Below are 26,494 nucleotides of genomic sequence, written 5' to 3'. Positions count from 1 at the left end.
GTCAGGGGCTTAGGCCTTGCGGCGGCGGGCGCTCGCCAGGCCGGCGCCCGCGAGGGCCAGGGCGGCGAGGGCCACGCCGCCCGGCTCGGGCAGTTCGACGCTGGCGGTGTAGCCATTGGCCGTCTTGTCGGCGTAGCTGGTACCGATCACTTCGAGCTGCCACTGGCCGGCGGCAAGTTGCGTCGTGCCCAAGGCCCACTTCTCGATGCCGTAGTCGGCGACGTCCCAGTTGACGGCGACGGTCTGAATCCAGTCGGCTTGCGTGCCCAGTTGGCGGAACACGACCGAGCGGATGTCGATGGCCGGTTGGCCGGCGAGCAACGTGCCGGTCGTCAGCAGGCCGCCAACCCAGGTATCGGTGCTGAGGTTCAGTGTGTAGACGTCGTCGAAGTTCGCACCGGAACCGGTCAGGTCCTGGTGGGTGTAGTTGCTGAAGTTGACCGTACCGGCCGACGCGCTGGTGGCCAGGACGAATGCTGCGACGGCAAACAAGGTTTTCATGACGAGCTTTCTGGAACTTCTATCGGGCAAACCCCAGTGGCGGGGCTCTCTGGGACTGCACTCTAGGGGGGGCGACTGCCCCCGAGCACCCCCCATGCGCGTGGCGCAGGCTCCGGTTTGTGCGCAAAAGCACGGTTTGCCCCCTGGATGGGTGGGCGCCAGAAGCCGCCAGCCCAATGAAAACGGGCCGGCAGAGCCGGCCCGTGAGGGGTTTGCGCCTGAAGATCAGGCCAGCTTGCCGTGGCAGCTCTTGAACTTCTTGCCGCTGCCGCACGGGCAGGGGTCGTTGCGGCCGACGTGTCCGTACTGGGCCAGCAGTGTCTCGGGGTCGACCTCCTGGCTGACGGAGCCGTCCTCGTTGGGGTGCTGGTAGGTCACGTTGGACACGGCCTCGGCGCGGCGCTCGATGGCCTCGGCAGCGCGGTCGGCCTCTTCCTGGCTCTGGATGCGCACGTTCATCAGGATGCGCGTGACTTCCATCTTCACCATGTCCAGCAGCTGCGAGAACAGCTCGAAGGCTTCGCGCTTGTATTCCTGCTTGGGGTTCTTCTGGGCGTAACCGCGCAGGTGGATGCCCTGGCGCAGGTAGTCCAGCGCGGCCAGGTGCTCGCGCCAGCGCTGGTCGATGCTCTGCAGCAGCACCATGCGCATGAAGGGGTTGAACTGCTCGATGCCGACGCGGTCCAGCTTGTCCTGGAACTGCGCATCACCGGCCTTGACGACGGCCTCGACGATGTCCTCGTCGGTGATCGAGTCGCTCTTCTTGACCAGGTCGGTCAGCGACAGCTCGACCTGCCATTCGTCCTTCAGCACCTGCTCCAGCCCCGGCAGGTCCCACTGCTCCTCCACGCTCTCGGCCGGCACGTAGGTGCGCACGACATCGGTCAGCGTGGCCTCACGCAGCGACGCGATCTGCGCGACCAGGCCTTCGGCCTCCAGGATGTCGTTGCGCTGCTGGTAGATGACCTTGCGCTGGTCGTTCGACACGTCGTCGTACTCGAGCAGCTGCTTGCGGATGTCGAAGTTGCGGGCCTCGACCTTGCGCTGCGCGCCTTCGATGGAGCGCGTGACGATGCCGGCCTCGATGGCCTCGCCCTCAGGCATCTTGAGCCGGTCCATGATGGCGCGCACACGCTCGCCGGCGAAGATGCGCATCAGCTGGTCGTCCAGCGACAGATAGAAGCGCGACGAACCCGGGTCGCCCTGGCGGCCGGCACGGCCACGCAGCTGGTTGTCGATGCGGCGGCTCTCGTGGCGCTCGGTCGCGATGATGCGCAGGCCGCCCTCGGCCTTGACCTTGTCGTGCAGGCCCTGCCACTCGTCCTTGAGCTGCTGGATGCGCGCGGCCTTCTCGGCTTCCGGGATGGCCTCATCGGCCTCGATGAACTGGATCTGCTTCTCGACATTGCCGCCCAGCACGATGTCCGTGCCGCGACCGGCCATGTTGGTGGCGATGGTGATGACGCCGGGCCGGCCGGCCTGGGCGACGATCTGCGCCTCCTTCTCGTGCTGCTTGGCATTCAGCACGTTGTGCGGCAGCTTGGCCTGGTTCAGCAGCTTGGAGATCAGCTCCGAGTTCTCGATGGACGTCGTGCCCACCAGCACCGGCTGGCCACGCTCGTGGCAGGCGCGGATGTCGGCGATGACGGCCGTGTACTTTTCCTTGTCGGTCTTGTAGACCAGGTCCAGTTCGTCCTTGCGGATGGTCGGGCGATTCGGCGGGATGACGACGGTTTCGAGGCCGTAGATTTCCTGGAACTCGTAGGCCTCGGTGTCGGCCGTGCCCGTCATGCCGGACAGCTTGCCGTACATGCGGAAGTAGTTCTGGAAGGTGATCGAGGCCATCGTCTGGTTCTCGGCCTGGATCTGCACGCCTTCCTTGGCCTCGACAGCCTGGTGCAGGCCGTCGCTCCAGCGGCGCCCGCTCATCAGGCGGCCCGTGAACTCGTCGACGATGATGACCTCGCCGTTCTGCACGACGTAGCTCTGGTCCTTGTGATAGACGTGGTGAGCCCGCAGCGCTGCATTCAGGTGATGCATCAGCGTGATGTTGGCCGCGTCGTACAGGCTAGCGCCCTCGGCGATCAGGCCGGCCTGGCTCAGCAGGCGCTCGGCGTTCTCGTGGCCTTCCTCGGTCAGGTGGATCTGGTGCGACTTCTCGTCCACCGTGAAGTCACCCGGCTCGATGACGCCCTCGCCCGTGCGCGGGTCCAGCTCGCCGATCTGCTTCTTCAGACCCGGGACGACGGCGTTGATCTTCAGGTAGACGTCGGTGTGGTCGTCGGCCTGGCCCGAGATGATCAGCGGCGTGCGCGCCTCGTCGATGAGGATGGAGTCCACCTCGTCGACGATGGCATAGGCCAGGCCGCGCTGCACGCGGTCGGCCGTCTCGTAGACCATGTTGTCGCGCAGGTAGTCGAAGCCGTACTCGTTGTTCGTGCCGTAGGTGACGTCGGCAGCGTAAGCGGCCTGCTTCTGCTCGCGCGGCATCTGCGGCAGGTTGATGCCGACCGTCAGGCCCAGGAAGTTGTAGAGCCGGGCCATCCATTCGGCATCGCGGCGAGCGAGGTAGTCGTTCACCGTGACGACGTGGACACCCTTGCCCGTCAGCGCGTTCAGGTAGACCGGCAGCGTCGCCATCAGCGTCTTGCCCTCGCCGGTGCGCATTTCGGCCACCTTGCCGGCGTTCAGCACCATGCCGCCGATCAACTGCACGTCGAAGTGGCGCATCTTCAGCGCGCGCTTGCCGCCTTCGCGGCAGACGGCGAAGGCCTCGGGCAGGATGTCGTCGACCGTCTCGCCGGCGGCGATGCGCTGCTTGAACGACTCGGTCTGCGCGCGCAGCTCGTCGTCGCTCAGCGCCTCGTACTTCGGCTCCAGCGCGTTGATCTGCTGCACGGTGCGGCGATAGCCTTTGAGCAGACGCTCGTTGCGGCTACCGAAAATCGAGGTGAGAAGCTTGGGCAACATGCTGCGGAATGGGAGCTTGGCGGGAGCCGGCTGAGCCGGCCCGGCGCGTTGGAAGGCGCGAATCTGGGGGCGGGGCGAAGCAATGCAAGGCGGGTTTGCCTGGCCGCGCAAAGCGGCGCAGTTTAGCAGCGGGCTTTTTGGCGATTCCTGTCGCCGACCCGCCTGACTACACTGGCTCCATGTCCCTGCCCCGGTATCTCGCCCCGCGCCCGCGCGCCAGCGTGCCCGACCCCATGCCGGTCGCGCAGGCACTGCGCGCGCACGAGAGCCTCGTGCGGCTGGGCGAACGGCTGGAGGGATCACGGCGCCGGCTGCGCATCATTGCGCCCGCGCTGCCGGGCAACCTGATCGCCAGCATCCAGCCCGGCCCGCTGGACGAGGCCGGCTGGAGCCTGCTGGTCGCCAACGCGGCCGTCGCCGCCAAGCTGCGCCACCTGCTGCCGCGGCTGGAGGGCCTGCTGGCCCAGGCCGGCCTGCCCGGGCGCATCCGCATCAAGCTGGCCCAGAAGTAGAAAACCCACTGCTGTGAAGCAGTGGGTTCTCTTTATGGTGCCGGCTATCGGATTCGAACTGATGACCTACCGCTTACAAGGCGGTTGCTCTACCAACTGAGCTAAGCCGGCGAAGGCGCGGATTCTAGCCCGTCACTTCACGCGCTTGAGCGCGGGCCGCGGAGCACCACCGGGTGCATCGGGCGGCGGCGTATCGTCACCGCCCTCGTCAGCACCAGGCTCGCCGGTCTCGCTGGCCAGGCGCAGGCCGCTGCGACGCGGCTCGGCTGCCACGGGAGCAGCAGGCACCGGCGCACCCTCGGGCAGCGGCTCGGGCGCGGGGAAGGCCATGCCCTGGCCGTTCTCGCGGGCGTAGATGGCCACGACGTGGTCGACCGGCACGATGATTTCGCGCGCGACGCCGCCGAAGCGGGCCTTGAACTGGATGAACTCGTTGCCGAGGTCCAGGCCACTGGTCGCATCGAAGCCGATGTTCAGCACGATCTCGTTGTTGGACACGTACTCCATCGGCACCTGCACCGAGCGGTCGACGTGGACCGCGATGTAGGGCGTGAAGCCATTGTCCGTGCACCAGTCGTGCAGCGCGCGGACGAGGTACGGCCGGGTGGACGTGCCGTTGCCCGCACCGGATGCCGGAGTCTGCTCCATCAGCGGCGCATGACCTTTTCGGACGGCGTCAGCGCCTCGATGTAAGCCGGGCGGCTGAAGATGCGCTCGGCGTACTTCAGCAGCGGCAGCGCGTTCTTGGACATGTCGATGCCGTAGTAGTCCAGGCGCCACAGCAGCGGGGCGATGGCCACGTCGAGCATCGAGAAGTCGTCGCCCAGCATGTACTTGTTCTTCAGGAAGATCGGGGCGAGCTGGGTCAGGCGGTCGCGGATCTGCGAGCGGGCCTTCTCCAGTTGCTTGTCCGTTGCCTTGACGGTCGTGCCGCGGCCTTCGAGGACGTTCACGTGGGCGAACAGCTCCTTCTCGAAGTTCAGCAGGAACAGGCGCACGCGGGCGCGAGCCACCGGGTCCCCGGGCATCAGCTGCGGGTGCGGGAAGCGCTCGTCGATGTACTCGTTGATGATGTGCGATTCGTACAGGATGAGGTCGCGCTCGACGAGGATGGGCACCTCGTTGTACGGATTCATCAGAGCAATGTCTTCAGGCTTCGCGAACAGGTCAACGTCACGGATTTCGAAGTCCATGCCTTTCTCGAACAGCACGAAACGGCAGCGGTGCGAGTAGGGGTCGGTGGTTCCAGAGTAGAGGACCATCATGGCTTGGGCTCCCGAGGGGTCAGTCAATCAAAACGCGCGGTGGTGGCCGCGCTGAAAAAGCAAACGCAGTGGGTGGCCGAAGCGCGCCCCACTGCGTGGTTCGGCGCCGCCGCGAGGCAGCACCGGGATGGACGGTTTTACTTCACGTCCTTCCAGAACGCGGCGTTCAAACGCCACGCGAACACGGTGAGGAAGCTGAGGAAAATCAGCACGATGACACCGAGCTGGAATCGCTGGCCCTGCGCGGGCTCACCCATCCATTGTAGATAAGCCACAAGATCGGCCACGGCCTCGTCATATTGACGCTCGGTCAGCGTCCCCGGCGTCAGCTGCTCGTAGCCAGCAAAGACGTGGGTCTTCTTCTCGTGGTCGTGGGGGTCGGCGACCTCCTCGAACTTGGCGGTGCGCTGGCCTTGCAGCTCCCACAGCACATGCGGCATCGCGACGCTGGGGAAGGCCATGTTGTTCCAGCCCGTCGCCTTGGTGTCGTCGCGGTAGAAGCTCCGCATGTAGGTGTAGAGATAGTCGGCTCCCGAACCCTTGGCACCGTCGGCACGCGAGCGGGCGATGACGCTCAGGTCGGGCGGGTTGGCACCAAAGAAGGCTTTGGCCTCCTTCGCATCCATGCTGACCTTCATCGTGTCGCCGACCTTGTCGGCTGCGAACAGCAGGTTGTTCTTGATGTCAGCGTCGGTCAGGCCGATGTCATGCATGCGGTTGTAGCGCATGTAGGCCGCGGCATGGCAGTTCAGGCAGTAGTTGACGAACAGCTTCGCGCCATGCTGCAGCGAAGCCATGTCCGACATCTTGTCCTTGGGGAACTTGTCCCACTCGATGCCACCGGTGTTGGCCTGCACGGCGCCGGCCAAGCCCAGGGTGGCCAGCAGGAGAGCGATCAGCTTTTTCATTGGTGTTCTTGCTCCGCGGCTCAGTGGGCGTGGAAGGTCACACGGTCGGGCACGGCCTTGGGCGTGCCGAGGCGGCTCCACCACGGCATCAGCAGGAAGAAGCCGAAGTAGAACAGCGTGCCCACCTGCGACACGATGGTGCCGCCGGCGCTGGGCGGCTGAACGCCAAGGTAGCCCAGGATCAGGAAGAAGATGACGAACACCACGTAGACGTAGAGGTGGCCGTCGGGGCGGTAGCGGATGGACTTGACCGGGCTGTCGTCCAGCCAGGGCAGGAAGGCCATGATCAGCACCGAGCCCCCCATGACGACCACGCCCCAGAACTTGGCATCCAGCCCGTGCAGGCCGGTCGGAATCTTCATGCCCAGCCAGCCCAGCACGACGCCATGGACATCGAACAGGAAGAGGAGCGCGGCCAGCAGGCCCCAGTAACCGACCTTCAGGACGGCCGGCAGGTTGGGCGAACGACGCACGGTCACGACACCGACGAGGCCCAGGAAGCCCCACAGGAACGGCATGAAGTCCGACGTCGTTGCGCGCAGCATCGAGTAGAACGGCGTGAAGTACCAGACCGGCGCGATGTGCGGCGGCGTCTTCAGCGGGTCGGCCGGGATGAAGTTGTTGTACTCCAGGAAGTAGCCGCCGAATTCGGGCGAGAAGAACAGGATGGCGGTGAAGACCATCAGGAACAAGCACACGCCGTAGATGTCGTGCACCGTGTAGAACGGATGGAAGGGCACGCCGTCCAGCGGCTTGCCGGTCTTCGCGTCCTTCGGACCCTTCTTGATCTCAACGCCATCGGGGTTGTTGGAGCCGACGTCGTGCAGCGCCAGCAGGTGGGCGACGACCAAGCCCAGCAGCACCAGCGGCACGGCGATGACGTGGAAGCTGAAGAAGCGGTTCAGCGTCGCGTCGCCGACGACGAAGTCGCCGCGGATCAGCGTCGACAGCTCGTCACCGACAAACGGGATGGCGGCGAACAGGTTGATGATGACCTGGGCACCCCAGTAGGACATCTGGCCCCACGGCAGCAGGTAGCCCATGAAGGCCTCGGCCATCAGGCACAGGAAGATCGCGCAGCCGAAGATCCAGACCAGCTCGCGCGGCTGGCGGTAGCTGCCGTAGATCAGGCCGCGGAACATGTGCAGGTAGACGACGACGAAGAAGGCCGACGCGCCGGTGCTGTGCATGTAGCGGATCAACCAGCCCCAGGGCACGTCGCGCATGATGTACTCGACCGACGCGAAGGCGAGGCTCGCGTCAGGCTTGTAGTGCATCACGAGGAAGATGCCGGTGACGATCTGGATCACCAGGACCAGCAGCGCCAGCGAGCCGAAGATGTACCACCAGTTGAAGTTCTTCGGCGCGTAGTACTCCGACATGTGGACCTTGTAGGCGTCGAACGCGGTCGGGAACCGGTTCTCAAGCCAGGTCATGGTCTTCACGCCAACCGAGGCGCCTGCAGGCGCTTCCTTGAATTCAGCCATGTCTCGTCGTCCCGTTTGTTCTTGTCAGGCCTTCTTGGCCTCGCCGATCAGCAGCTTGGCGTCGGAGAGGTACTGGTGAGGCGGCACTTCGAGGTTGTCAGGCGCCGGCTTGCTCTTGAAGACGCGACCGGCCATGTCGAAGGTGGAGCCGTGGCAGGGGCACAGGAAGCCGCCGTTCCAGTCGTCCGGCAGCGAGGGCTGCGGGCCGGCGGTGAACCGGTCGCTGGGCGAGCAGCCCAGGTGCGAGCAGATGCCGACGACGACGAGGTATTCGGGCTTGATCGAGCGAGTTTCCCTATCGACGTACTCGGGCAGCGGGAACGCCTTGCGCTCGGACGCCGGGTCAGCGAGCTGGCTGTCGTTCTTCTTGAGGGCCGCGACCTGCTCGGGCGTGCGACGCACGATCCAGACCGGCTTGCCGCGCCATTCGACCGTGAGCTTCTCGCCCGGCTTGATGCCGGAGATGTCCACCTCGACCGGAGCGCCGGCAGCCTTGGCACGCTCGCTCGGTGCAAAAGTGCTGACGAAGGGCACGGCCGTCGCGACACCGCCCACGGCACCCGCGCAACCGGTTGCGATCAACCAGGTTCGCTTGCCTTGGTCCACTTGCTGGTCACTCATGAGGGTCCTCTAAAGAGACTTCTGATCAGGGGCAGCCGGGGATTCTAGCGGACGGCAATTCGCGCTCCGGCCCTGCGACACTGGGGAAAGAACGCAGGTTTACCCGCCTTTTGACGCAGGTCAGATAGCGTCAAATGCGGACACACCCAGGACAACCCCAACGTTTCAGGAGCCGTGCATGAGTTTCTTCTCCGAGTTCAAGGAGTTCGCCGTCAAAGGCAATGTCATCGACCTGGCGGTCGGTGTGATCATCGGCGGCGCCTTCGGCAAGATCGTCGACTCCCTGGTGGGAGACGTCATCATGCCCGTCGTCAGCAAGATCTTCGGCGGGCTGGACTTCAGCAACTACTTCATCCCGCTGGCCGGCCAGACGGCCGAGACGCTGGCCGAGGCCAAGAAGCATGGCGCCGTGCTGGCCTACGGCAGCTTCATTACCGTTTCGCTGAACTTCATCATCCTGGCCTTCGTCATCTTCCTGATGATCAAGCAGATCAACCGCCTCAAGCGCGAGCCCGAGCCCGCCGCGGCGCCGGCCGAACCGCCGCCGACGCCGGAAGACATCCAGTTGCTGCGCGAGATCCGCGACTCGCTGAAGCGCTGACGCCTTTTTCCGCACCCCGGCTCGGTAAGGAATGGTTACCGAGCTTTTTTTTGCCACGAAATTGACGACTGGCTGGAAACCCCGGCTTGTCGCAGGCGCGATACTTTCGGCGCAGCTCGTGCCACTTTGTAGATGAACGCGCCTGAGATCCGCCTGAATCCGCACCTGGAAGCTTCGCTGACCCGCATCCGCCTGGCGGGTGAGCAGGCGGCTGAGCGCTGCGCGGAAGGTTTGGGCCTGTCAGCGCTGTCCGCCGGGCAGATCAAGAAGCGCGACGCGCTGCTCGCGGCACAGTTTGTGTTCCGCCAGCAGCAGGGCGTGTTCTCGCAGCGCTTCCTGCAGAGCCTGCGCAAGCAGGTCTCGGCCGAGCAGTCCGACACCCGGCCGGCGGCAGCGCCCGCGGCCAAGAAGGATTGGGGCGAGCTGTCGCTGATGGACGACGACCAGGTCAACAACCTCGTCGCGGCCGACCGCATCGGCCTGGCCATCGGCCACCACAGCGAGTGGGAACTGCGCGAAGTCGAGTCCTACATCGCCGGCATCCAGGTCGGCGAGCGCAACCCGCTTCGACCGGAGCTGGTCGGCCAGGCGCTGCTGGACGCTGTGCAGTCCATCACCGACGACCCGGTGACCCGTCAGACGCTGACCGACGAGCTGACCCGCGCGCTGGCACAGGAAATGCGCGGCTGCTATGCCGACATCGCCGAGCTGCTGCGCTCGCGCGGCCTGCGCCCCCAGGACTTGCGCGTGCGCGCGACGCCGGACGGTGCCGCCTCACGCTACGGCGGGCTGGGCGGCGCCAGCCAGCACGGCGAGCTGGACTCCGGTCACGGCGGCATGTCCACGCGCGGCGGCTACGGTGGGTCTACCCACGGCGGCCTGGGCCAGGCCAGCGGTCGCGGCGGCTTTGGAGGTGGGGGCGGCTTCGGCGGTGGCTTTGGCGGCCGCGGGGGCGGCGGTGGCATTGGCCGCGTCGACCCTCAGATGATGGACCTGCTGCGCCGCCTCTCCCAGGCGCCTGCGGCCGCCTACGACGGCACGGACAGCGGCCACTCCTCCGGCCGCATGGGCCTGGACACGCTCTCCGGCGAGCCCAGCGCCTGGGGGCAGATGCCCCTGCCGACCAACCTGATCAACCTGCACCGCGACGAGCTGCGCCAGGCCTCCACGGGCCGGCTGGACCACATGGTCATCGACGTCGTCAGCAGCCTGTTCGACCAGATCCTGTCCGACCCCAAGGTACCGCCGCAGATGGCCCGCCTGCTCGCGCGGCTGCAGCTGCCGGTGTTGCGCGTGGCGCTGGGCGACGAAACCTTCTTCTCGTCGCGCCGCCATCCGGTGCGCCAGTTCGTCAACCGGCTGGCCTCGCTGGCCTGCGCGTTCGACGACTTCAGTGACGACCCGGGCCGCGCCTTCCTGTCGCACGTGCGCGACCTCGTGCAGGACGTGGCCCAGGGCGATTTCGACCGCATGGACGTCTACACGGCCAAGCTGGATGCGCTCGAAGCCTTCATCACCGAACAGACACGCAACACGCTGAAGGCCTCGGGCGACGCCGCCGCCGTCGTCGAGCGCCGCGAGACAGACTTGCGCCTGCAGCAACGCTACGCGCTGCAGCTGCAGCAGCAGCTCGCCAAGGTGCCGATGCAGGAGTTCCTGCGCAGCTTCCTGGCTGGCGTCTGGAGCCAGGCCATCGTGCTGGCCTCGCGCGAAGGCGCACCCGAGCGTGCACTGCGCCTGCGCACACTGGGCCGCAGCCTGGTGATGAGCGTGCAGCCCAAGGGCGGCACGGCGGCACGCGCCGACTTCCTGCGCGAGCTGCCCAACCTGATGCGCACCCTCAACGAGGGGCTGGACCTGATCCGCTGGCCCGACGGTCCGCGCAAGGACTTCTTCGGGGCGCTGCTGCCGGCGCATGCCGAGTCGCTGAAGGGCCAGGCGCCCAGCGCGCTGGACACCAACCTGCTCATCAAGCAACTGGACCAGATCTTCGGCGTGCCGCCGCCGGCCGAGGCCGACCTCGCCAAGCCGATGGCCGGCGAGACGCTGCCCGCCGAGCTGGACGCCAGCCAGCGCCTGACGCCGGCCGAAGCCAAGAGCCTGGGCCTCGTCGAGGACGCCGGCGTCGACTGGAACGGCGAGCTGGACCTGGACCTGTCCGGCAACGACGCCGCCGCCGCGGCCGAGCCGCTGCAGGCCGTGGACATCTCCATCGACGGCCTGCCCGCTGCCGAGAGTGCGTCTGAGCCCAGCAGCGGCGCGCTGCTGATGGACAACATGCAGCTGGGCTTCGCCTACCAGATGCACACCGGCGAGGAGTGGCAGAAGGTGCGCCTGGCCCACATCAGCGGCGGCCGCAGCTTCTTCATCTTCACGCACGGCAGCCGCCACCAGGAGACGGTGACGATGACGGCCCGCATGCTGAGGAAGCTCTGCGAGGCAGGCCGCATGCGCGCCTACGAGCAGGCCTACCTGCTGGAACGCGCCACGGCCCGGGCACGCGCCCAGCTCGCCGCGCTCACGCCGGCGCGCTGAAGCGAAGCCCTCATCCAGCCTCGCCACGCTGAACGCGTGCGAGTCTGACCGGTCCCCCTGGGGGACGGCGATGCATGCGGCGTCGAGCCGCATGCACATCGCCTTCGCGGGCCGGCTTGGGAGCGGCCCGGCGCTCTGCCCGAAGAATCTAACCTGCCAGCCGCCGCGCCATCGCCAGCGCTGCCCCCAGGCTGGCAGGGTCGGCGATGCCCTTCCCCGCGATGTCGAAGGCCGTACCGTGGTCGGGGCTGGTGCGCACGAAGGGCAGGCCCAGCGTCACGTTGACGCCCTGCTCCACGCCGAGGTACTTCACCGGGATCAGCCCGTGGTCATGCGTCATCGCGACAACGACGTCGAACTCGCCGCGCCGGGCGCGCATGAAGATGGTGTCCGGCGCGTAGGGGCCGGTCGCGTCCCAGCCCTCCGCACGGGCGTCGGCGATGGCCGGCGCGATGTGCCGGATCTCTTCGTCGCCGAACAGGCCGCCCTCGCCGGCATGCGGGTTCAGCCCGGCCACCGCGATGCGCGGCGCCGCCATGCCCATCAGCTTCAGCGCTGCACCCGTGATGCGCAGCGTCTCGAGCACGTTGTCGCGCGTGACACGCTCGATGGCATCACGCAACGAGCAGTGGATGGTGACCAGCACCGTGCGCAGCTCCTCGTTGGCCAGCATCATGCGCACCGGCCGAATTTGCCCATCCCTGCCGGCCAGCGCCTGCAGCATCTCCGTGTGCCCCGGGTAGGGCGAGCCGGCTGCATGCAAGGCCTCCTTGTGGATGGGCGCCGTGACGAGGGCGCGCGCCTGCCCCGCCTGGATCAAGCCGACAGCCGCCTCGATGCAGAGCGCGGCCGCCGCGCCGGCACGGGCGTCGACCTGTCCCAACGGCACGTCGGCCAACCCCTCCGGCAAGCCCTCGGGCTGCCAGACCGGCAGGCAGCGCGGCGGTACACGGCCAAGTTCGTCGGGTGACTGCAACTGCGCGACCGCCAGGCCGCCACCGGTGGCCGCAACGGCGCGGCGCATCACGCCGACATCACCCACGACCAGCGCGTCACGCGGCGCCTCGAGCCGCCACAGGCTGGCAATGATCTCGGGGCCGATGCCGCAGGCATCTCCCATGCTGATGACGAACGGACAGGCAACGGTCATGCGGCATTCTTTCATCACACCCAGCGTGCGACTGGCAGACTTGCGCGCCATGCAAGCCCAAAGCACTCCCTATCCCATCGGCACACCCGGCCAGCGCTGGGGCGCGGCGGAGGTTGCCGCCTGGCGCGCCACCGTCGTCAGGCAGCGCAGTTACGCGAACGACGTGCTGAGCGCCATCGAGCCGCTGCGCCGCGACTTCGACGTCAGCGAGTACGGCGCGCTGGACTACGACGGCCAGCACTTCCCGCTGCTCGCCGTCCGCAGCCGCGGCTGGCGCGACGAGCTGCCGACGCTGGTCGTCACCGGCGGCGTGCACGGCTACGAGACCAGCGGCGTGCTGGGCGCGCTGCAGTTCCTGCGCGCCCATGGGCTGGAGACCGCCGGACGCGCCAACCTGCTGGTCGCGCCCTGCGTGAGCCCCTGGGCCTGGGAGCGCATCCAGCGCTGGAATCGCGACGCGCTGGACCCCAACCGCAACTTCCGCGCAGGCAGCCCGGCCGGCGAATCGGCGGCGCTGGTGTCGCTGCTGGCGCCGCTGCGCGGCCGCACGCTGATGCACATCGACCTGCACGAGACGACCGACAGCGACGAGTCCGAGTTCCGCCCCGCGCTGGCCGCACGCGACGGCGAGGCCTTCGTGCCAGACGTCGTGCCCGACGGCTTCTACCTCGTCGACGACGCGGACAGCCCGCAGCCCGACTTCCAGCGCGCCGTCATCGACGCCGTGGCCCGGGTCACCCACATTGCGCCGCCCGACGCCAACGGCCACATCATCGGCTGCCCGCTGCAGTCGCCCGGCGTCATCAGCTTCGCCGTCGCGAAGAAAGGCTTGTGCGCGGCCATCACGGCGGCGCGCTTCGCCACGACGACCGAGGTCTACCCGGACAGCCCGCGCATGACGCCGCAGCAATGCGTCGAGGCCCAGGTCACCGCCGTGCGCGCGGCCATCGCCTACGCGCTGGCCCAGTCCTAAGCCGGATTCGGCACGTCGATGAAGCGGTAGTCCAGCCCCAGCTCCGCAGCTACCCGCTCACCCACGCCCTGCACGCCGTAGCGCTCGGTCGCATGATGGCCGGCGGCGATGAAGGCCACGCCCGTCTCGCGGGCGTAGTGGGCTTGGGGCTCGGAGATCTCGCCGGTGACGAAGACATCGGCGCCGGCCGCAATCGCCGACTCGAAATACCCCTGCGCGCCGCCCGAGCACCAGGCCACGCGGCGCAGCGGCCGGCCGTCGCCCGCCACGCTGGTCACTTCACGGCCGGTCAGCCCGCGCAGTTGCGTGTTCACGGCCTCCAGCGTCGTCGGCTCGACAGCCGCCGTGAAGCCCAGGTCCTGCTCGCCGAAGCGGCCATCCGCCGCCCAGCCCAGCCGCTTGCCGAGCTGCGCGTTGTTGCCCAGCTCGGGATGCGCGTCCAGCGGCAGGTGGTACGCAAACAGGTTGATGTCGTGCTGGATGAGACGAGCCAGGCGCTGCTTCATCCAGCCGGTCACGCGGCCGTCCTGGCCGCGCCAGAACAGGCCGTGGTGGACGAGGATGGCGTCGGCCCCGGCATCAATGGCAGCGTCGATCAGCGCGAGGCTGGCGGTGACCCCGCAGACCAGCCGGTTGACCTCGGCGCGGCCCTCGACCTGCAGACCATTCGGCCCATAATCTTTGAACCGCGAAGGCTCCAGCCATTGGTTGAGCTGGCGTTCCAGCGCGGCGCGATCGGTCATGGCTTGTGAGGTGATGGGGTGTTGAAGCGGCTCTGGCTGATTTTCGCGCAGGCGGTCACGGTGGTGCTGGCCGCCGTCTTCGTCATCTCGACGTTGAAGCCGCAGTGGCTGCAGCCCGCGCGGCCGCGGCAGGCGACCATCGCCCAGACCGCCCACCAGATCGCCCTGCCCCCGACGCCGCCGGCCTCCGCCATGCGTGCCGGCTTCGCGCCGGCCGCGCGGGCGGCGGCGCCCGCCGTCGTCAGCATCACCGCGAGCAAGGCCTCGCCGCGCTCGGACGCGCGGACGCGCGACTCGTTCTTCGGCTTTCCCTTCGGCCCGCGAGCGCCCCAGGGCGGCACGCAGCAAGGGCTGGGTTCGGGCGTCATCATCTCGGCCGACGGCGTGCTGCTGACGAACAACCACGTCGTCGAAGGCGCGTCCGACATCGAGGTGCAGCTCAGCGACGGCCGCCAGGCCCGCGCCACGCTGGTCGGCACCGACCCCGAGACCGACATCGCCGTGTTGAAGATCGAGCTGCCCGACCTGCCCGCCATCGGCCTGGGTGACGCGGCCAGCCTGCAGGTCGGCGACGCAGTGCTGGCCATCGGCAACCCGTTCAATGTCGGCCAGACGGTCACGTCGGGCATCGTCTCGGCGCTGGGGCGCAGCCAGCTGGGCATCAACACCTTCGAGAACTTCATCCAGACCGACGCGGCCATCAACCCGGGCAATTCGGGTGGCGCGCTGGTGGATGCCGACGGGCGCCTCGTGGGCATCAACACCGCCATCTTCTCGCGCAGCGGCGGCTCGCTGGGCATCGGCTTCGCCATCCCCGTCGACGTCGCCCGCCAGGTGGCCGCGGCCATCCTGAAGGACGGCGCGGTGGAGCGCGGCTGGATCGGCGTGCAGACGCGCGAGCTGACGCCGGAACTGGCGGAGGCGCTGAAGCTGGGCGATGCCAAGGGCGTGCTGGTCGGCGGCGTCGTCAACGACGCGCCGGCGGCCAAGGCCGGCATCAAGCCGGGTGACGTGCTGACCCGCATCGGCCCCCACACGGTCGCCACGCCGGCCGATCTGCTGGCCAGCGTCGCGGCGCTGAAGCCGAAAAGTCAGGTCGAGGTGAGCGTGCAGCGTGCCGGCAAGGCGATGAGCTTCTCGCTCGACGTGGGCCAGCGGCCCCGGCCTCAGCGCTCCTCGGAAGACGACTGATCGCCGCCGTCGGCCGGCTTGGCGCCGCGACTGGTGTAGCTCGCGGCCAGCAGGCCCAGCTCGTAGAGCAGGCACATCGGGATGGCCAGTGCGAGCTGCGAGACGATGTCCGGCGGCGTGATGACGGCCGCGACGATGAAGGCGACGACGATGAAGTAGCCGCGCCACTCGCGCAGCTTCTCCACCGACACGACGCCGATGCGCGCCAGCACGACGACGATGACCGGCACCTCGAAGGCCGCGCCAAAGGCGATGAACATGTTCATCACGAAGCCAAGGTAGGCCTCGATGTCCGGCGCCGCCGTGATGCTCTTGGGCGCGAAGCTCTGGATGAACTTGAAGACCTGGCCGAAGACGAAGAAGTAGCAGAACGCCACGCCGGCGAAGAACAGCAGCGTGCTGGACACCACCAGCGGCAGCACCAGCCGCTTCTCGTGCGAGTACAGGCCCGGCGCGACGAAGGCCCAGGCCTGGTACAGCACCACCGGCAGCGCCAGCAGGAAACCGGCCAGCATCGTGATCTTGATGGGCACGAAGAACGGCGCGATGACGTTGGTCGCGATCATCTTCGTGCCTTCGGGCAGGTGCGCCACCAACGGCGCGGCCAGCAGATCGTAGAGATGGCCCGGACCGGGATACAGGCACAGCGCGCCGAAGCAGACGGCGATGGCGATGACGGCGCGCAGCAGCCGGTCGCGCAGCTCCATCAGGTGGGCGACGAAGGGCTGCTCGGTGCCGGCCAGTTCGTCGTGGTCGGGGTTCTGGAAGGAGCTCATCAACGGTCCGTGCAGGGCCGCCCCAAACGGACCGACACCCCCGCGGGGGGCAGCGCGCGGAGCGTGCGTGGGGGCATCATGATCGGCCGGGCGGGCGGAAACGCGCGACGCGGGCGGCGCCGGACTGGGTGTGGCGCTTCACGCCGGCCTTCTGCTTGAACCACAGCGGCGTGGCACCGCGCTTCAGGCGCCAGTTCTTCTTCGGGTGCCGGTACTCGGGCGGCGGCGGGGCGATGCTGTCATAGCGGCCGCCGCTGCCGTCGCTGGTCACGTCGCTCCAGGTCTGGTTCAGCGCCTGCGTCGCGGAGTCGACCTCCTGGCGCACGCTCTGCTCGACGTCGTTCACCGCCGTCTGGAACTGGGTCTTCATCTTCTGAAGCTCTTCCAGCTCGATGGAGCGGTTGACCTCGGCCTTGACGTCCGCCACGTAGCGCTGCGCCTTGCCCAGCAAGGTGCCGACCGTGCGGGCGACGCGCGGCAGCTTCTCGGGGCCGACGACGATCAGCGCGACCGCGCCGATCAGCGCGATCTTGTCAAAGCCGAAGTCGAGCACTTAGGACTTGGTCTTGGCGTCGACGTCGACGGTGTTGGGGTCGTTGGCCTTGCTGGCCGTGACCTGCTGCTGCGGTGCAGCCGGCGCGTCCGAGGCGCCATCCTTCATGCCGTCCTTGAAACCCTTGACGGCGGCGCCCAGGTCGGAACCGACGTTGCGCAGCTTCTTGGTGCCGAAGATGGCGATGACGACGACCAGCACGATCAGCCAGTGCCAGATGCTGAATGAACCCATGATGCTTACTCCTTGAGGACTGGCTCAAATTCTAGGTGAGGGGCCACCCTCAACCTTTCAACCAGGGGCGAGGACCGCCCATGACGTGCAGATGCAGGTGATACACCTCCTGCCCGCCGTCCGGCCCGGTGTTGATGACGTGGCGGAAACCGTTGGTGACGCCCAGTTCCTTCATCAGCTTCGGGCCCAGCGCCGTCATCCTGCCCAGCAGCGCCGCCTCGGCCTCGGTCACGTCGGCCATGGAGGCGATGTGGCGCTTGGGGATGATGAGCACGTGGACCGGCGCCCAGGGGTTGATGTCGTGGAAGGCCAGCAGGTCTTCGTCCTCATAGGCCTTCTTGCTCGGGATCTGGCCGGCGACGATCTTGCAAAAGATGCAGTTCTGATCGGAATGGCTCACGGCGTGTTTCCTCTTTGGGCGAATTCGGCCAGGCCCGACAGGCCTTCGCGGCGGGCCAGTTCATTCAGCACGTCCTCGGGCTTCAGCCCGAAGTGGGCCAGCGCGACCATGCTGTGGAACCACAGGTCGGCCACTTCGTAGACAACCTTCTTCGGGTCGCCATCCTTGGCGGCCATGACGGTCTCGGTGGCTTCCTCGCCGACCTTCTTCAGGATGCTGTCCAGGCCCTTGTCGAAGAGCTTGGCGACGTAGCTGGTGGCCGGGTCGGCGCCCTTGCGGCTTTCGATGACCGCGCCGACGCGGGAGAGGATGTCGTCACTCATAGATCTTGTGCGGGTCCTTCAGCACCGGTTCGGTGGTGCTCCAGACGCCGTTCTCCAGCTTCTGGAAGAAGCAGCTGTGCCGACCGGTGTGGCAGGCGATGCCGGGCTCGTGCCCCAGCTGCGTGATGGTCAGCAGCACGACGTCGTTGTCGCAGTCCATGCGGATGCTGTGCACTTGCTGGAAGTGGCCGCTCTCCTCGCCCTTGTGCCACAGCTTGCTGCGCGAGCGGCTCCAGTAAACGGCCTGGCTACGCTCGGCCGTCAAAGCCAGCGCCTCGCGGTTCATCCACGCGAACATCAGCACATCACCCGTGCCCTGCTCCTGGGCGATGACGGGCACCAGCCCCTTGTCGTCCCACTTCACTTCATCAAGCCAACTGCTCATGTGCTTCAGTCTAGGTGAGTCGGGCCGGCATGGCCGCGCTCTTCGGCGAACCACTGCAGCACGGGGATGGTGCCGGGCAGCACGGGCTGGACCTGCACCGGCAAGTCGGCCCAGGCCATCTGCTGGTTCTCCAGCATCTGGAACTCGCCCGTCCAGTCGAACACCTTGCAGAAGTTCAGCCGCACGCGGGCGTGGGGATAGTCCATGACCAGCGTCTGCCACGGATGAGCGGCGCCGATGCGGATGCCGATTTCCTCGTGCAGCTCGCGGGCCAGCGCCTGCTCGATGGTCTCACCGGCCTCGACTTTGCCGCCCGGAAATTCCCAGTAGCCGGCGTAGACCTTGCCCTCGGGGCGTGAGGTCAGAAGGAAGCGCCCTTCCCGCCCGGCCACATCGCGCTCGACGAGCACGCCCACGGCCACCTCGACCGGCACGCGTTCCGTGTCAGACATGGTCGAGGCCTTCCGGCGCCTGACCGTAGTCGCGGATGCGCAGCGCCGGCTCGTCGCTGCCCACGGCGCCACGCCCGGCGTGGTCACGCGCGAACTGGAAGGCCACCCGGCCCGACCGCGAGCCGCGCTCCAGCGCCCAGATCAACGCCGGCTGGCGCGCAGCCTCGATGGCCGCCTCGTCGACGCCGAAGTGGCGCAGCCACTGGGCCACGATGGTGAGGTACTCGGCCTGGCTGAACGGGTAGAAGCTGATCCACAGGCCGAAGCGCTCGGACAGCGAGATCTTTTCCTCCACGGCCTCGCCGGGGTGGATCTCGCCATGCTCGCCGTGCGTGCCGGCAAGGTTGTCGACCATCTTCTCGGGCAGCAGGTGGCGGCGGTTGCTGGTGGCATAGATCAGCACGTTGTCGCTGGCGGCGGCCACCGACCCGTCGAGCACGCTCTTCAGCGCCTTGTAGCTGGCCTCGCCTTCGTCAAAGCTGAGGTCATCGCAAAAAACCACGAAGCGTTCCGGACGCTCGGCGACCTGCTCGACGAGGTCCGGCAGGTCCACGAGGTCGGCCTTGTCGACCTCGATGAGGCGCAGTCCCTGGTCCGAGAACTCGTTCAGCACGGCCTTGATGAGCGAGCTTTTCCCCGTGCCCTTGGCGCCGGTCAGCAGCACATTGTTGGCCGGTCGGCCGGCGACAAACTGGGCCGTGTTGCGCAACAGGCGATCCTTCTGCGGTGCCACTTCCTGCAGGTCCGACAAGCGGATGCGGCTGACGGCGCGCACCGGCTCCAGGCACAGCGCGCCATGCCGCCGGCGGGCACGGAAGGCCGTGGACGCGGCCCAGTCGGGCGGCGTCGCAGCATGGGGCATCACGGCTTCCAGCCGGGTCAGCAGGCCCTCGGCGCGGGCGAGGAAGGATTCAAGAGCAGCGGACATGCCGCCAGTGTAGGAGCCGACGTCGAATGGGTCGCCAGCGGAACGCGATTCTCAGCACCGGGCGCATCGCGGCGTTGCAAATCCTCGCCATAGCCGAGCTATGGCTGTGGTTTGCGCCTTGCGCTGCATCCCGCTACTGAGCCCGCGCATCCGCCGCGGCCCATCCGACGCCGCCCGCCTCAGCCAATGGCCTTGAGGGATGCTTCCAGCTGCTCGGTCGGCAGCCGCTTGAAGCCTGAGCGCGCGTAGCGCTGCAGCCGGCCGATGATGAAGCTGACCCACACCGACGCCTGCGCGTTGGCCTGTACGGTGGGCGTGAGCGAGCCCTGCGCCTCCGCCGCCGTGCGCAGCACCTGGCGCAGCGACGACTCGATGCGGTCGAAGAACTGGTTGATGCGAGCCGTCAGCCGCTCGTTCTCGTAGACCAGCGCGTCACCCACCATGACGCGGGCCATGCCGGGGTTCTTCTCGCCGAACTGCAGGATCAGCGCGGCGATGCGCGCGGCTTGGCCCGGCATGGGCTGGGGCACATCGACGACCTGATGGACCAGCCCGAACACGCTGCTCTCGATGAAGTCGATGAGCGCCTCGAACATCTGCGCCTTGCTGGCGAAGTGGCGGTACAGCGCCGCCTCGCTGACATCAAGCTTGGCCGCCAAAGCGGCGGTGGTGATGCGATCGGCGCCAGGCTGCTCCAGCATGCCGGCCAGCACCTGCAGGATCTGCGTGCGGCGCTCGCCGGGCTTGGGGCGCTTCTTGGGGGTGACGGGGGTGGCGGCAGCGGGCTGGTCGGCGTCCATGCCGCGGATGCTAATCGCGCAGCCAGCCCAGCCGGCGCGCCTCGTAGATCGCCTCGACCTTGGAGCGCACATGCAGCTTGCGATAGACGCGCTTCACATACGTCATGACCGTGTGCGGCGACACCTGCATGAACTGCGCGATCTCGTCGAAGGTGAAGCCCTTGGCGGCCAGGTGCAGCACGCGTGATTCCTGCTCGGACAGCGCGACGACCTCCTCGTCGGCCATCGCTGCGGCCATGGCCTCGGGCGACGGGCCGGAAGACGCCTGGCTGCCGGGCGCCAGGCGCACCAGCAGCCGGCGGGCGATGACGGGGCTGATCGGGCTGCCACCGGCGCGCAGCGAGCGCAGTTGGCCGGGCAGGTCCAGCGCCAGGCTGTCCTTGAGCAGATAGCCGGTCGCGCCGGCCTCGATGCTGGCGACGACGTGCTGCTCGTCGCCGAACACCGAGATGACCATGACCTCGCACTGCGGGCGCGTCTGCGCCGCGTGGCGGATCAACTCGATGCCGCTGCCACCGGGCAGGTCGAGGTCGACGAGCAGTACGTCGGGCTGGAGCTGGTCGAACATGCGCCGGCCCTGAGGCAGGTCAGGCGCGATGCCCAGCAGTTCGATGTCGGGCACGCTGCCCAGCGCGTGGGTGAAGGCCTCCCGGAAGCGGGCCTGGTCTTCGACGATAAGGACCGAGAACGGGGTCATTGACTCTTGGGGTTCTTCAAAGGCACAAAACCGACATTGTCGCGGTCAGGATAACCCTTCGCGATTCAGAACTGGGGGAATCGTGCCAGCGCCGCCAGCGAGCGCACGCGCCGGCTCACGTAGGCCGGGCGGTGCTGCAGGCGCCGGCCGTCGGCGGCCTTGCGCAGCCAGCGCTGCATCCAGACGGTCTTCAACCCCAGGCTGCGGGCCGCTTTCTGGTGGATCAGGGTGTCCTCGACGAGGACGCAATGCTCGGGACGCAGCTTCAGCCGCGCCAGCACGACGCGGAACATCCGCGTGTCTGGCTTGGGGCGGGAGTGGCCGAACAGCTGCATGTCCTCGACGCAGATCAGCCGCTCGAAGGCGTGCGACAGGCCGATGGCCTTCAGCACGCGCTCGGCGTAGCTGCGCGGCGCGTTGGTCATCAACAGCTTGCGGCCCTTCAAGCGATCCAGCGCGGCCAGGTCGTGCGCGTGGCCGTGCAGGTGCGCCTCCAGCCCGGGCAGCTGATGGGTCTCGCGCAGGAAGTGCGTCGGCTTGACGCCATGGTGGCGTTGCAGCCCCGTCAGCGTCGCGCCGTAACGCTGCCAGTAGCGGTTGCGCAGCGCCGCGGCCTCCTCTTCGGTCAGGCCGAGGTAGGTGACCATGTAGGCCGACATCGACGCGTTCAGCTCCTTGAACGCACGGTGCGACGCGTTGTGCAGCGTGTCGTCGAGGTCGAACAGCCAGATCCGAGGCATCAGCGGGAGGAAATCATCGTGCCGTAAGCCTGATCCGTCAGCACCTCCAGCAGCATCGCGTGCGGCACACGGCCGTCGATGATGTGGACGGCGTTGACGCCGCTCTTGGCCGCGTCGATGGCGCCGGCGATCTTGGGGATCATGCCGCCGCTGATCGTGCCGTCTTCCACCAGCTCGTCGATGCGACGTGGCGTCAGCTCGGTCAGCAGCTCACCCTGCTTGTCCAGCACGCCGCGGATGTTGGTCAGCATCAGCAGCTTCTCGGCCTGCAGCACGGTGGCCAGCTTGGCGGCCACGACGTCGGCATTGATGTTGTAGCTCTCGTTGGCCTCGCCGAAGCCGATGGGACTGACGACGGGGATGAACTGGTCGTCCTGCAGCGCCTTCACGACGGATGGGTCGATGGAGACGATGTCGCCGACCTGGCCGATGTCGTGCTCCTTGCTGGGATCGTCCTTGTCCAGCATCTTCAACTGCTTCGCGCGGATCATGCCGCCGTCGCGGCCGGTCAGGCCCACGGCCTTGCCGCCGGCGGCGTTGATCAACCCCACGATGTCCTGCTGCACCTCGCCGGCCAGCACCCATTCGACGACACCCATGGTCTCGGCATCGGTGACGCGCATGCCCTGGATGAAATGGCCCTTCTTGCCCAGCTTGTTCAGCGCATCCTCGATCTGCGGGCCGCCGCCATGCACGACGACCGGGTTCAAGCCGACGAGCTTGAGCAGCACCACGTCTTCGGCGAAGTCCTGCTGCAGCTCCGGGTCGGTCATGGCGTTGCCACCGTACTTGATGACGATGGTCTTGCCGTGGAACTTGCGGATATAGGGCAGGGCCTGGGACAGGATCTCGGCCTTGTCGCGAGGCGCGATGTGGGAGACGTCGGTGGTGTGGGGGCTGGTCATGCGGGGAGCTCCGGGGAGATTTCGGCGCCATTCTAGGAAGAGCCATCACGGGCAATACGACGGACCTGACGACAATAGCCAGATGCAAGCCGGCGCTCACTTGAAACTCCCCATCGCCACGTCCGTGGCCACCATCGCACTGAAGACGGCGACCGGGTGGTGGGCCGGGGCGATCAGCCCGACAGCGGACGCGCTGGAGTCGCTCGTCAACCGGGCCGGCGCGGCACGCTGGCAGCACCGCTTCGTCGACTTGCACATGCACATGCCAGCCCGATGGACGCTGGGCCAGGCGGCCCAGCAGCGCTCGGCGGTCGAGCGGTCGCTGATGCAGGCCGTTCCGGGCCTGCGCGCCACCATCCAGCTGCTGCCCATGGACGTGAAAGCCCACTTCGACGACGCCAAGGATCTCGCGTGATTGCCGTGCTGCAGCGGGTGCGCGAGGCGCGCGTGGAGGTGGGCGGCGCGGTGGTCGGCGCCATCGGCCAGGGTTTCCTGATGCTGGTCTGCGCCGAGCCGGGCGACACCGAGGCCACGGCCGAGAAGCTGGTCACCAAGGTGCTGAAACTGCGCGTCTTCAGCGACGACGCCGGCAAGATGAACCGCAGCCTGCAGGACGTGGGCGGCGGGCTGCTCGTCGTCAGCCAGTTCACGCTGGCGGCCGACACCAGCGCGGGAAACCGGCCAAGCTTCACCGGCGCGGCGCCGGCCGAACAAGGCAGGCGGCTGTACGAACACGCGCTGACGTTCGCGCGCCGCCAGCACCCGGTCGTGGCCAGCGGCGAGTTCGGCGCGGACATGCAGGTGCACCTCGTCAACGACGGGCCCGTGACCATCCCGATGCGGATGGGCTGAATGATGATGCCCCTCGTCCATGCCCGCGCCGCTGAACGCGGGCGGTCCCGGCCGGTCCCCCGAGGGGACGGCGATGCTCGCGGCATCGAGCCGCGAACACATCGCCAGCGCGGGCCGGCTTGGGAGCGGCCCAGCGCTCGGCCCGCAGGGTGACCACGAGCATGCGCAGGGCCTACTTATGGTCGACGCTGTGCACCGCCGTGCTGCTGCCGCTGCTGGCCGTGCTGGCGGTGCAGGCCGTGCAGGAGCCCGAGCCGGCCGGCATGGGCGTGATCGTGCTGCGTGAGGCCCGCGCGCTGGTGTCCGACGCAACCACGCCGCCGGCCGGGCTCGCCAGCGCGCCGCTGCGCCGGCTGCCCCTGAGCCGCCAGGCCGGCGAGTCGTCGGCGATCTGGCTGGCCTTCACCCTGCCGCCCGCCACCGACCGGCCCGAAAGCCTGGCGCTGGCCTACAAGCCGGGGCTGTCCGCGTATCTGGATGGCGTCGCGCTGGCCGCCGGGCCGGGCGACTCGGCCGGTACTCAAGAGCACTTCGTGCTGGGCCACCAGCGCTGGGTGCTGGAGCTGCTGCCCGGCCTGCACCGCCAATCTCCCGCCCAGGTGCTGCAGCTGCGCCTGGCCGCGCCGGGGCCCAGCGGCGCGGGGCTGGAGGCGCCGCTGCTCGGGCCGCCGGATGCCGTCCAGGCCCTGGACGCCGGGCGCCGCCACTGGCAGCTGCTGCGCGCCGCGACGGCCCTGGGCGGCGTGCTCGTCGCCGCCTTCCTGGCGCTGGTGGCGCGCACGCGGCGCGACGAGCCCATCTACGCCCTCAGCGCGCTGCACGTGGCCCTGCTGGCCCTGCTGCTCAGCCCCTACGTGCTGCCCGACCAGCCGCTGCCCTCGCCCTGGTGGCGCATGCTGCTCGACGCCGCCGACCTCGGCGCCAAGCTGCTGCTGGTCGTCATCTGCGCTCGCCTCGCGAATGCCTGGTCGCCCTGGCTGCGCAGGCTGCTGTGGACCGTGGCCGCGGTGGGCCTGCCGTTGGACCTGCTGGCTGCGGCGCTGGGCTGGTCCTGGGGCCGCTTCGATCAGCCCTGGCCTTGGTGGGCGCTGGGGTCGCGGGCGCTGCTGTTCGCGCTGGCCTGGAGCCTGGCGCTGCGGGCGCTGCGCGAGCGCGGCACCGCGGCCACCTGGGGCACGGCGCTGCTCGTGGGCTTCTCGGCCAGCACCTGGGCCTGGGTCAGCCTGAGCGTGCTGGTGCTGGACCGCCCCGTCGTGGACGCCAACGCGCTGGCCCACGCCGGCTGGGTGGCCTGGGTGGCGCTGCTGCTGCTGCGCCATTTCAACGACGGTGCTCGGCGCGAGCGCCAGCTGCGCGAGCGCCTGGCGCAGGAGCTGGAACAACGCCGCCGCGAGCTGGAGGCCGTGTTCGCCGCACACGCCCAGGCCGAGCGCGAACGCGCCGCCAGCGAGCAGCGCCGCCGCCTGCTGCAGGATCTGCACGACGGCCTGGGCGCACGCCTGCTGAGCGTGCGCCTGCGCGCGCCCCAGCTCGACGCCACGGCGCTGGCCGAGGCCCTGGACGAATGCCTGCTGGAGATGCGCCTGTCCGTCGACACGCTGGCGCAGGACGACGGGGACCTCGGCGTGCTGCTGGGCAGCTGGCGCCAGCGCATCGACCCCGTGCTGCGCAGCGCCGGCTGCGCGATGGACTGGCGCGTGGTCCACGCCCCGCAGCTGCGCTGCCTGCTGGGCGGTGGCGCGCTGGAGCTGGTGCGCGGCCTGCAGGAGCTGACCAGCAACGCGCTGCGCCACGGTGGCGCGCAGCACCTCATCGTTGCCACCGAAGCGAGCGACCAGGCCGTGACGGTGTGGCTGCTGGACGACGGCCGCGGCATGCCGGCGGACGCTCACCTGGGCCAGGGCCGGCGCAGCGTCATGCAGCGCGCCGAACGCCTGGGCGGTGCGGTCAGCTGGCATTCGCCGGCACCGCCGCACTGGGCACTGGCGGGCCCGGGCACGGCGGTGGCCTGGCGGCTGCCGCTCAGCTGATCAGGCCCAGCCGGCGCGCCTGCGCAAGGGCCTGGGTCTTGGAGTGCGCCTGCAGCTTGCGGTAGCAGCGCTTGACGTGGGTGGACACGGTGTTCAGGCTGACGGCCAGCTGGCCGGCGATCTCCTCGTAGCGGTAGCCACGCGCCACGGCTTCCAGGATCTGGATCTCGCGCGCCGTCAGGCTGACGTCCGCCCCCACGGGCTGCAGCGGCGCCGGCGGCGCCGAGGGCGGCACGGGCGTGAGCCGGCGCAGCAGCTGGCGGGCCAGCACCGGGCTCAGCGGCGCACCACCTTCGCGCAGACTCTGCAACTGCTCGACGAGCCGGTAGGCCTGGCCCTGCTTGAGCAGGTAGCCGACGGCGCCGGCGGCCAGCGCGGCCAGCACGGTGTCCTCGTCGCCCAGCGTCGTGACGACGACGACCTCGGTCCCGGGCAACTCGGCCGCTGCCGCCTCGATGAGGTGCAGCCCACTGCCCGACGGCAGCTGCAGGTCCACCAGCAGCAGCTGCGGCTCCACTCGGCGCATCAGCTGCAGGCCGTCCGGCAGGTCGGCCGCGGTGCCAACAAGCTCGAAGCCGTCGGCCTGCATGACGGCCGAAGCCAGCGCGGCACGGAAGGCGGCCTCGTCCTCGACCAGGGCAGTGCGCAGCGGCGTCGACATGGCCTGGATTGTGAAGCGCGCACCACCGCCCCAGCGGCCGCCTCACCTGAATCGGTGACCGCTGGGGGGGGTGCCACAACGCCGTGAGAAGGACAGGTCAGGAGATCAACGTTGATCCAGCCATGACGAACGGTGTGAGCGACTGTTCGGTCAGGCCGACTGGGAGGGAAGGGTTCGGCCAGGAGCAGAAGTTCGTGAACGACAGCTTTCAAGTCGCACGTACAGTCGTGGACACTTTGAAGGTCGTTTGCGCCCATGACAAACTCACCAGAGCGATCGGAGATTTTTTCGGCTGTCTTGT

At 68.3% G+C, this 26,494-nt stretch carries 29 protein-coding genes, 1 tRNA gene and 1 pseudogene; 8 read left to right on the top strand and 23 right to left on the bottom strand.

Annotated elements, in window-relative coordinates:
• Positions 1-9: 9 nt before the first annotated feature.
• Positions 10-501: a hypothetical protein gene (locus ACG04R_RS26045; RefSeq protein ID WP_394416955.1), complete on the bottom strand. Its 492-nt coding sequence runs from the start codon at positions 499-501 to the stop codon at positions 10-12.
• A gap of 225 nt (positions 502-726) precedes the next feature.
• A complete protein-coding gene (secA, locus tag ACG04R_RS26040; RefSeq protein ID WP_394416953.1) occupies positions 727-3,471 on the bottom strand; it encodes a preprotein translocase subunit SecA in 2,745 nt (914 codons plus the stop codon).
• A gap of 179 nt (positions 3,472-3,650) precedes the next feature.
• Here secA and ACG04R_RS26035 point away from each other — a divergent pair, with 179 nt between their 5' ends.
• Positions 3,651-3,983 (top strand): hypothetical protein, encoded by a 333-nt coding sequence (locus ACG04R_RS26035; RefSeq protein WP_394416951.1) that lies wholly within the window; start codon positions 3,651-3,653, stop codon positions 3,981-3,983.
• Between the two features lie 35 nt (positions 3,984-4,018).
• Here the strand turns inward: ACG04R_RS26035 and ACG04R_RS26030 are convergent.
• From ACG04R_RS26030 to petA, 6 genes are all read right to left on the bottom strand, one after another.
• Positions 4,019-4,094: transfer RNA gene (locus ACG04R_RS26030), tRNA-Thr, on the bottom strand.
• A gap of 21 nt (positions 4,095-4,115) precedes the next feature.
• Complete coding sequence (locus tag ACG04R_RS26025; protein ID WP_394416949.1) at positions 4,116-4,631, bottom strand: ClpXP protease specificity-enhancing factor; 516 nt, start codon at positions 4,629-4,631, stop codon at positions 4,116-4,118.
• Entirely contained in the window at positions 4,631-5,248 is a 618-nt protein-coding gene (locus ACG04R_RS26020; RefSeq protein WP_310329329.1) for a glutathione S-transferase N-terminal domain-containing protein, read from the bottom strand. Before ACG04R_RS26020 ends, ACG04R_RS26025 begins: the two co-directional genes overlap by 1 nt.
• Positions 5,249-5,385: 137 nt before the next feature.
• Positions 5,386-6,156 carry a cytochrome c1 gene (locus ACG04R_RS26015; protein ID WP_394416946.1) on the bottom strand — a complete coding sequence of 257 codons (771 nt, stop codon included), beginning with the start codon at positions 6,154-6,156 and terminating at the stop codon, positions 5,386-5,388.
• A 20-nt stretch (positions 6,157-6,176) separates the two neighbouring features.
• On the bottom strand, positions 6,177-7,643 hold the full coding sequence (locus ACG04R_RS26010; RefSeq protein WP_394416944.1) for a cytochrome b: 1,467 nt from the start codon (positions 7,641-7,643) through the stop codon (positions 6,177-6,179).
• A 24-nt stretch (positions 7,644-7,667) separates the two neighbouring features.
• Positions 7,668-8,264 carry a ubiquinol-cytochrome c reductase iron-sulfur subunit gene (gene petA, locus ACG04R_RS26005; protein WP_394416942.1) on the bottom strand — a complete coding sequence of 199 codons (597 nt, stop codon included), beginning with the start codon at positions 8,262-8,264 and terminating at the stop codon, positions 7,668-7,670.
• A gap of 178 nt (positions 8,265-8,442) precedes the next feature.
• On the opposite strand from petA, the gene mscL reads away from it, so the two are divergent.
• Positions 8,443-8,865, top strand: coding sequence for a large conductance mechanosensitive channel protein MscL (gene mscL / locus ACG04R_RS26000; RefSeq protein ID WP_394416940.1), 423 nt, complete (start codon positions 8,443-8,445; stop codon positions 8,863-8,865).
• 132 nt (positions 8,866-8,997) lie between these two features.
• Positions 8,998-11,400: a DUF1631 family protein gene (locus tag ACG04R_RS25995; RefSeq protein WP_394416938.1), complete on the top strand. Its 2,403-nt coding sequence runs from the start codon at positions 8,998-9,000 to the stop codon at positions 11,398-11,400.
• A gap of 148 nt (positions 11,401-11,548) precedes the next feature.
• Here ACG04R_RS25995 and pdxA read toward each other — a convergent pair whose 3' ends face one another.
• Positions 11,549-12,550, bottom strand: a complete 1,002-nt coding sequence (pdxA, locus tag ACG04R_RS25990; protein WP_394416936.1) for a 4-hydroxythreonine-4-phosphate dehydrogenase PdxA — start codon at positions 12,548-12,550, stop codon at positions 11,549-11,551.
• A gap of 49 nt (positions 12,551-12,599) precedes the next feature.
• Between pdxA and ACG04R_RS25985 the strand changes: the two genes are divergently transcribed.
• On the top strand, positions 12,600-13,523 hold the full coding sequence (locus tag ACG04R_RS25985) for a M14 family metallopeptidase (RefSeq protein ID WP_394416934.1): 924 nt from the start codon (positions 12,600-12,602) through the stop codon (positions 13,521-13,523).
• Here ACG04R_RS25985 and ACG04R_RS25980 read toward each other — a convergent pair.
• Complete coding sequence (locus ACG04R_RS25980) at positions 13,520-14,266, bottom strand: Nif3-like dinuclear metal center hexameric protein (RefSeq protein ID WP_394416932.1); 747 nt, start codon at positions 14,264-14,266, stop codon at positions 13,520-13,522. The genes ACG04R_RS25985 and ACG04R_RS25980 overlap by 4 nt on opposite strands.
• Before the next feature lie 18 nt (positions 14,267-14,284).
• Here ACG04R_RS25980 and ACG04R_RS25975 point away from each other — a divergent pair, with 18 nt between their 5' ends.
• Positions 14,285-15,457, top strand: a complete 1,173-nt coding sequence (locus ACG04R_RS25975; protein WP_394416930.1) for a S1C family serine protease — start codon at positions 14,285-14,287, stop codon at positions 15,455-15,457.
• On the opposite strand, the gene tatC is transcribed toward ACG04R_RS25975, so the two are convergent.
• The 12 genes from tatC to argB form a co-directional block, all read right to left on the bottom strand.
• The gene (tatC, locus tag ACG04R_RS25970) at positions 15,433-16,233 is read right to left on the bottom strand and encodes a twin-arginine translocase subunit TatC (protein WP_394416929.1); all 801 of its coding nucleotides are present in this window, start codon (positions 16,231-16,233) and stop codon (positions 15,433-15,435) included. The two genes, ACG04R_RS25975 and tatC, sit on opposite strands and share 25 nt — an antisense overlap.
• A 76-nt stretch (positions 16,234-16,309) precedes the next feature.
• Positions 16,310-16,786, bottom strand: coding sequence for a Sec-independent protein translocase protein TatB (gene tatB, locus ACG04R_RS25965; protein ID WP_394416927.1), 477 nt, complete (start codon positions 16,784-16,786; stop codon positions 16,310-16,312).
• Complete coding sequence (gene tatA / locus ACG04R_RS25960) at positions 16,787-17,020, bottom strand: Sec-independent protein translocase subunit TatA (protein WP_394416925.1); 234 nt, start codon at positions 17,018-17,020, stop codon at positions 16,787-16,789.
• Between the two features lie 49 nt (positions 17,021-17,069).
• Complete coding sequence (locus ACG04R_RS25955; RefSeq protein WP_394416923.1) at positions 17,070-17,420, bottom strand: histidine triad nucleotide-binding protein; 351 nt, start codon at positions 17,418-17,420, stop codon at positions 17,070-17,072.
• Positions 17,417-17,743 carry a phosphoribosyl-ATP diphosphatase gene (locus tag ACG04R_RS25950; RefSeq protein WP_394416921.1) on the bottom strand — a complete coding sequence of 109 codons (327 nt, stop codon included), beginning with the start codon at positions 17,741-17,743 and terminating at the stop codon, positions 17,417-17,419. The genes ACG04R_RS25955 and ACG04R_RS25950 overlap by 4 nt, the downstream gene beginning before the upstream one ends.
• Positions 17,736-18,128, bottom strand: a complete 393-nt coding sequence (hisI, locus tag ACG04R_RS25945; protein WP_394416919.1) for a phosphoribosyl-AMP cyclohydrolase — start codon at positions 18,126-18,128, stop codon at positions 17,736-17,738. The genes ACG04R_RS25950 and hisI overlap by 8 nt, the downstream gene beginning before the upstream one ends.
• Positions 18,129-18,133: 5 nt before the next feature.
• Positions 18,134-18,580 (bottom strand): NUDIX domain-containing protein, encoded by a 447-nt coding sequence (locus ACG04R_RS25940; protein ID WP_394416917.1) that lies wholly within the window; start codon positions 18,578-18,580, stop codon positions 18,134-18,136.
• Entirely contained in the window at positions 18,573-19,508 is a 936-nt protein-coding gene (locus tag ACG04R_RS25935) for an ATP-binding protein (RefSeq protein WP_394416915.1), read from the bottom strand. The genes ACG04R_RS25940 and ACG04R_RS25935 overlap by 8 nt, the downstream gene beginning before the upstream one ends.
• Before the next feature lie 179 nt (positions 19,509-19,687).
• The gene (slmA, locus tag ACG04R_RS25930; RefSeq protein ID WP_394416913.1) at positions 19,688-20,308 is read right to left on the bottom strand and encodes a nucleoid occlusion factor SlmA; all 621 of its coding nucleotides are present in this window, start codon (positions 20,306-20,308) and stop codon (positions 19,688-19,690) included.
• Positions 20,309-20,318: 10 nt separating this feature from the next.
• Positions 20,319-21,005: a response regulator gene (locus tag ACG04R_RS25925; RefSeq protein WP_394416911.1), complete on the bottom strand. Its 687-nt coding sequence runs from the start codon at positions 21,003-21,005 to the stop codon at positions 20,319-20,321.
• A gap of 65 nt (positions 21,006-21,070) precedes the next feature.
• Complete coding sequence (locus ACG04R_RS25920) at positions 21,071-21,745, bottom strand: pyrimidine 5'-nucleotidase (protein WP_394416909.1); 675 nt, start codon at positions 21,743-21,745, stop codon at positions 21,071-21,073.
• Entirely contained in the window at positions 21,745-22,650 is a 906-nt protein-coding gene (argB, locus tag ACG04R_RS25915; protein ID WP_394416907.1) for an acetylglutamate kinase, read from the bottom strand. The genes ACG04R_RS25920 and argB overlap by 1 nt, the downstream gene beginning before the upstream one ends.
• 232 nt (positions 22,651-22,882) lie before the next feature.
• Between argB and ACG04R_RS25910 the strand changes: the two are divergent.
• From ACG04R_RS25910 to ACG04R_RS25900, 3 genes and pseudogenes are all read left to right on the top strand, one after another.
• Positions 22,883-23,065: pseudogene (locus ACG04R_RS25910) on the top strand (cation transporter dimerization domain-containing protein); the annotation flags it as partial.
• The gene (dtd, locus tag ACG04R_RS25905) at positions 23,062-23,502 is read left to right on the top strand and encodes a D-aminoacyl-tRNA deacylase (protein ID WP_394416905.1); all 441 of its coding nucleotides are present in this window, start codon (positions 23,062-23,064) and stop codon (positions 23,500-23,502) included. The pseudogene ACG04R_RS25910 and the gene dtd, both read left to right, overlap by 4 nt.
• Positions 23,503-23,663: 161 nt before the next feature.
• Positions 23,664-25,532, top strand: a complete 1,869-nt coding sequence (locus tag ACG04R_RS25900) for a sensor histidine kinase (protein WP_394416903.1) — start codon at positions 23,664-23,666, stop codon at positions 25,530-25,532.
• Here the strand turns inward: ACG04R_RS25900 and ACG04R_RS25895 are convergent.
• Positions 25,525-26,193 (bottom strand): response regulator, encoded by a 669-nt coding sequence (locus ACG04R_RS25895; protein ID WP_394416901.1) that lies wholly within the window; start codon positions 26,191-26,193, stop codon positions 25,525-25,527. The genes ACG04R_RS25900 and ACG04R_RS25895 overlap by 8 nt on opposite strands.
• Positions 26,194-26,494 lie beyond the last annotated feature (301 nt).

The sequence above is a fragment of the Pelomonas candidula genome, from assembly GCF_043555985.1.
Lineage (GTDB): Bacteria > Pseudomonadota > Gammaproteobacteria > Burkholderiales > Burkholderiaceae_C > Pelomonas > Pelomonas candidula.
Note: the sequence above shows the minus strand (reverse complement) of the source record. Positions and strands in the feature narration are given on the sequence as shown.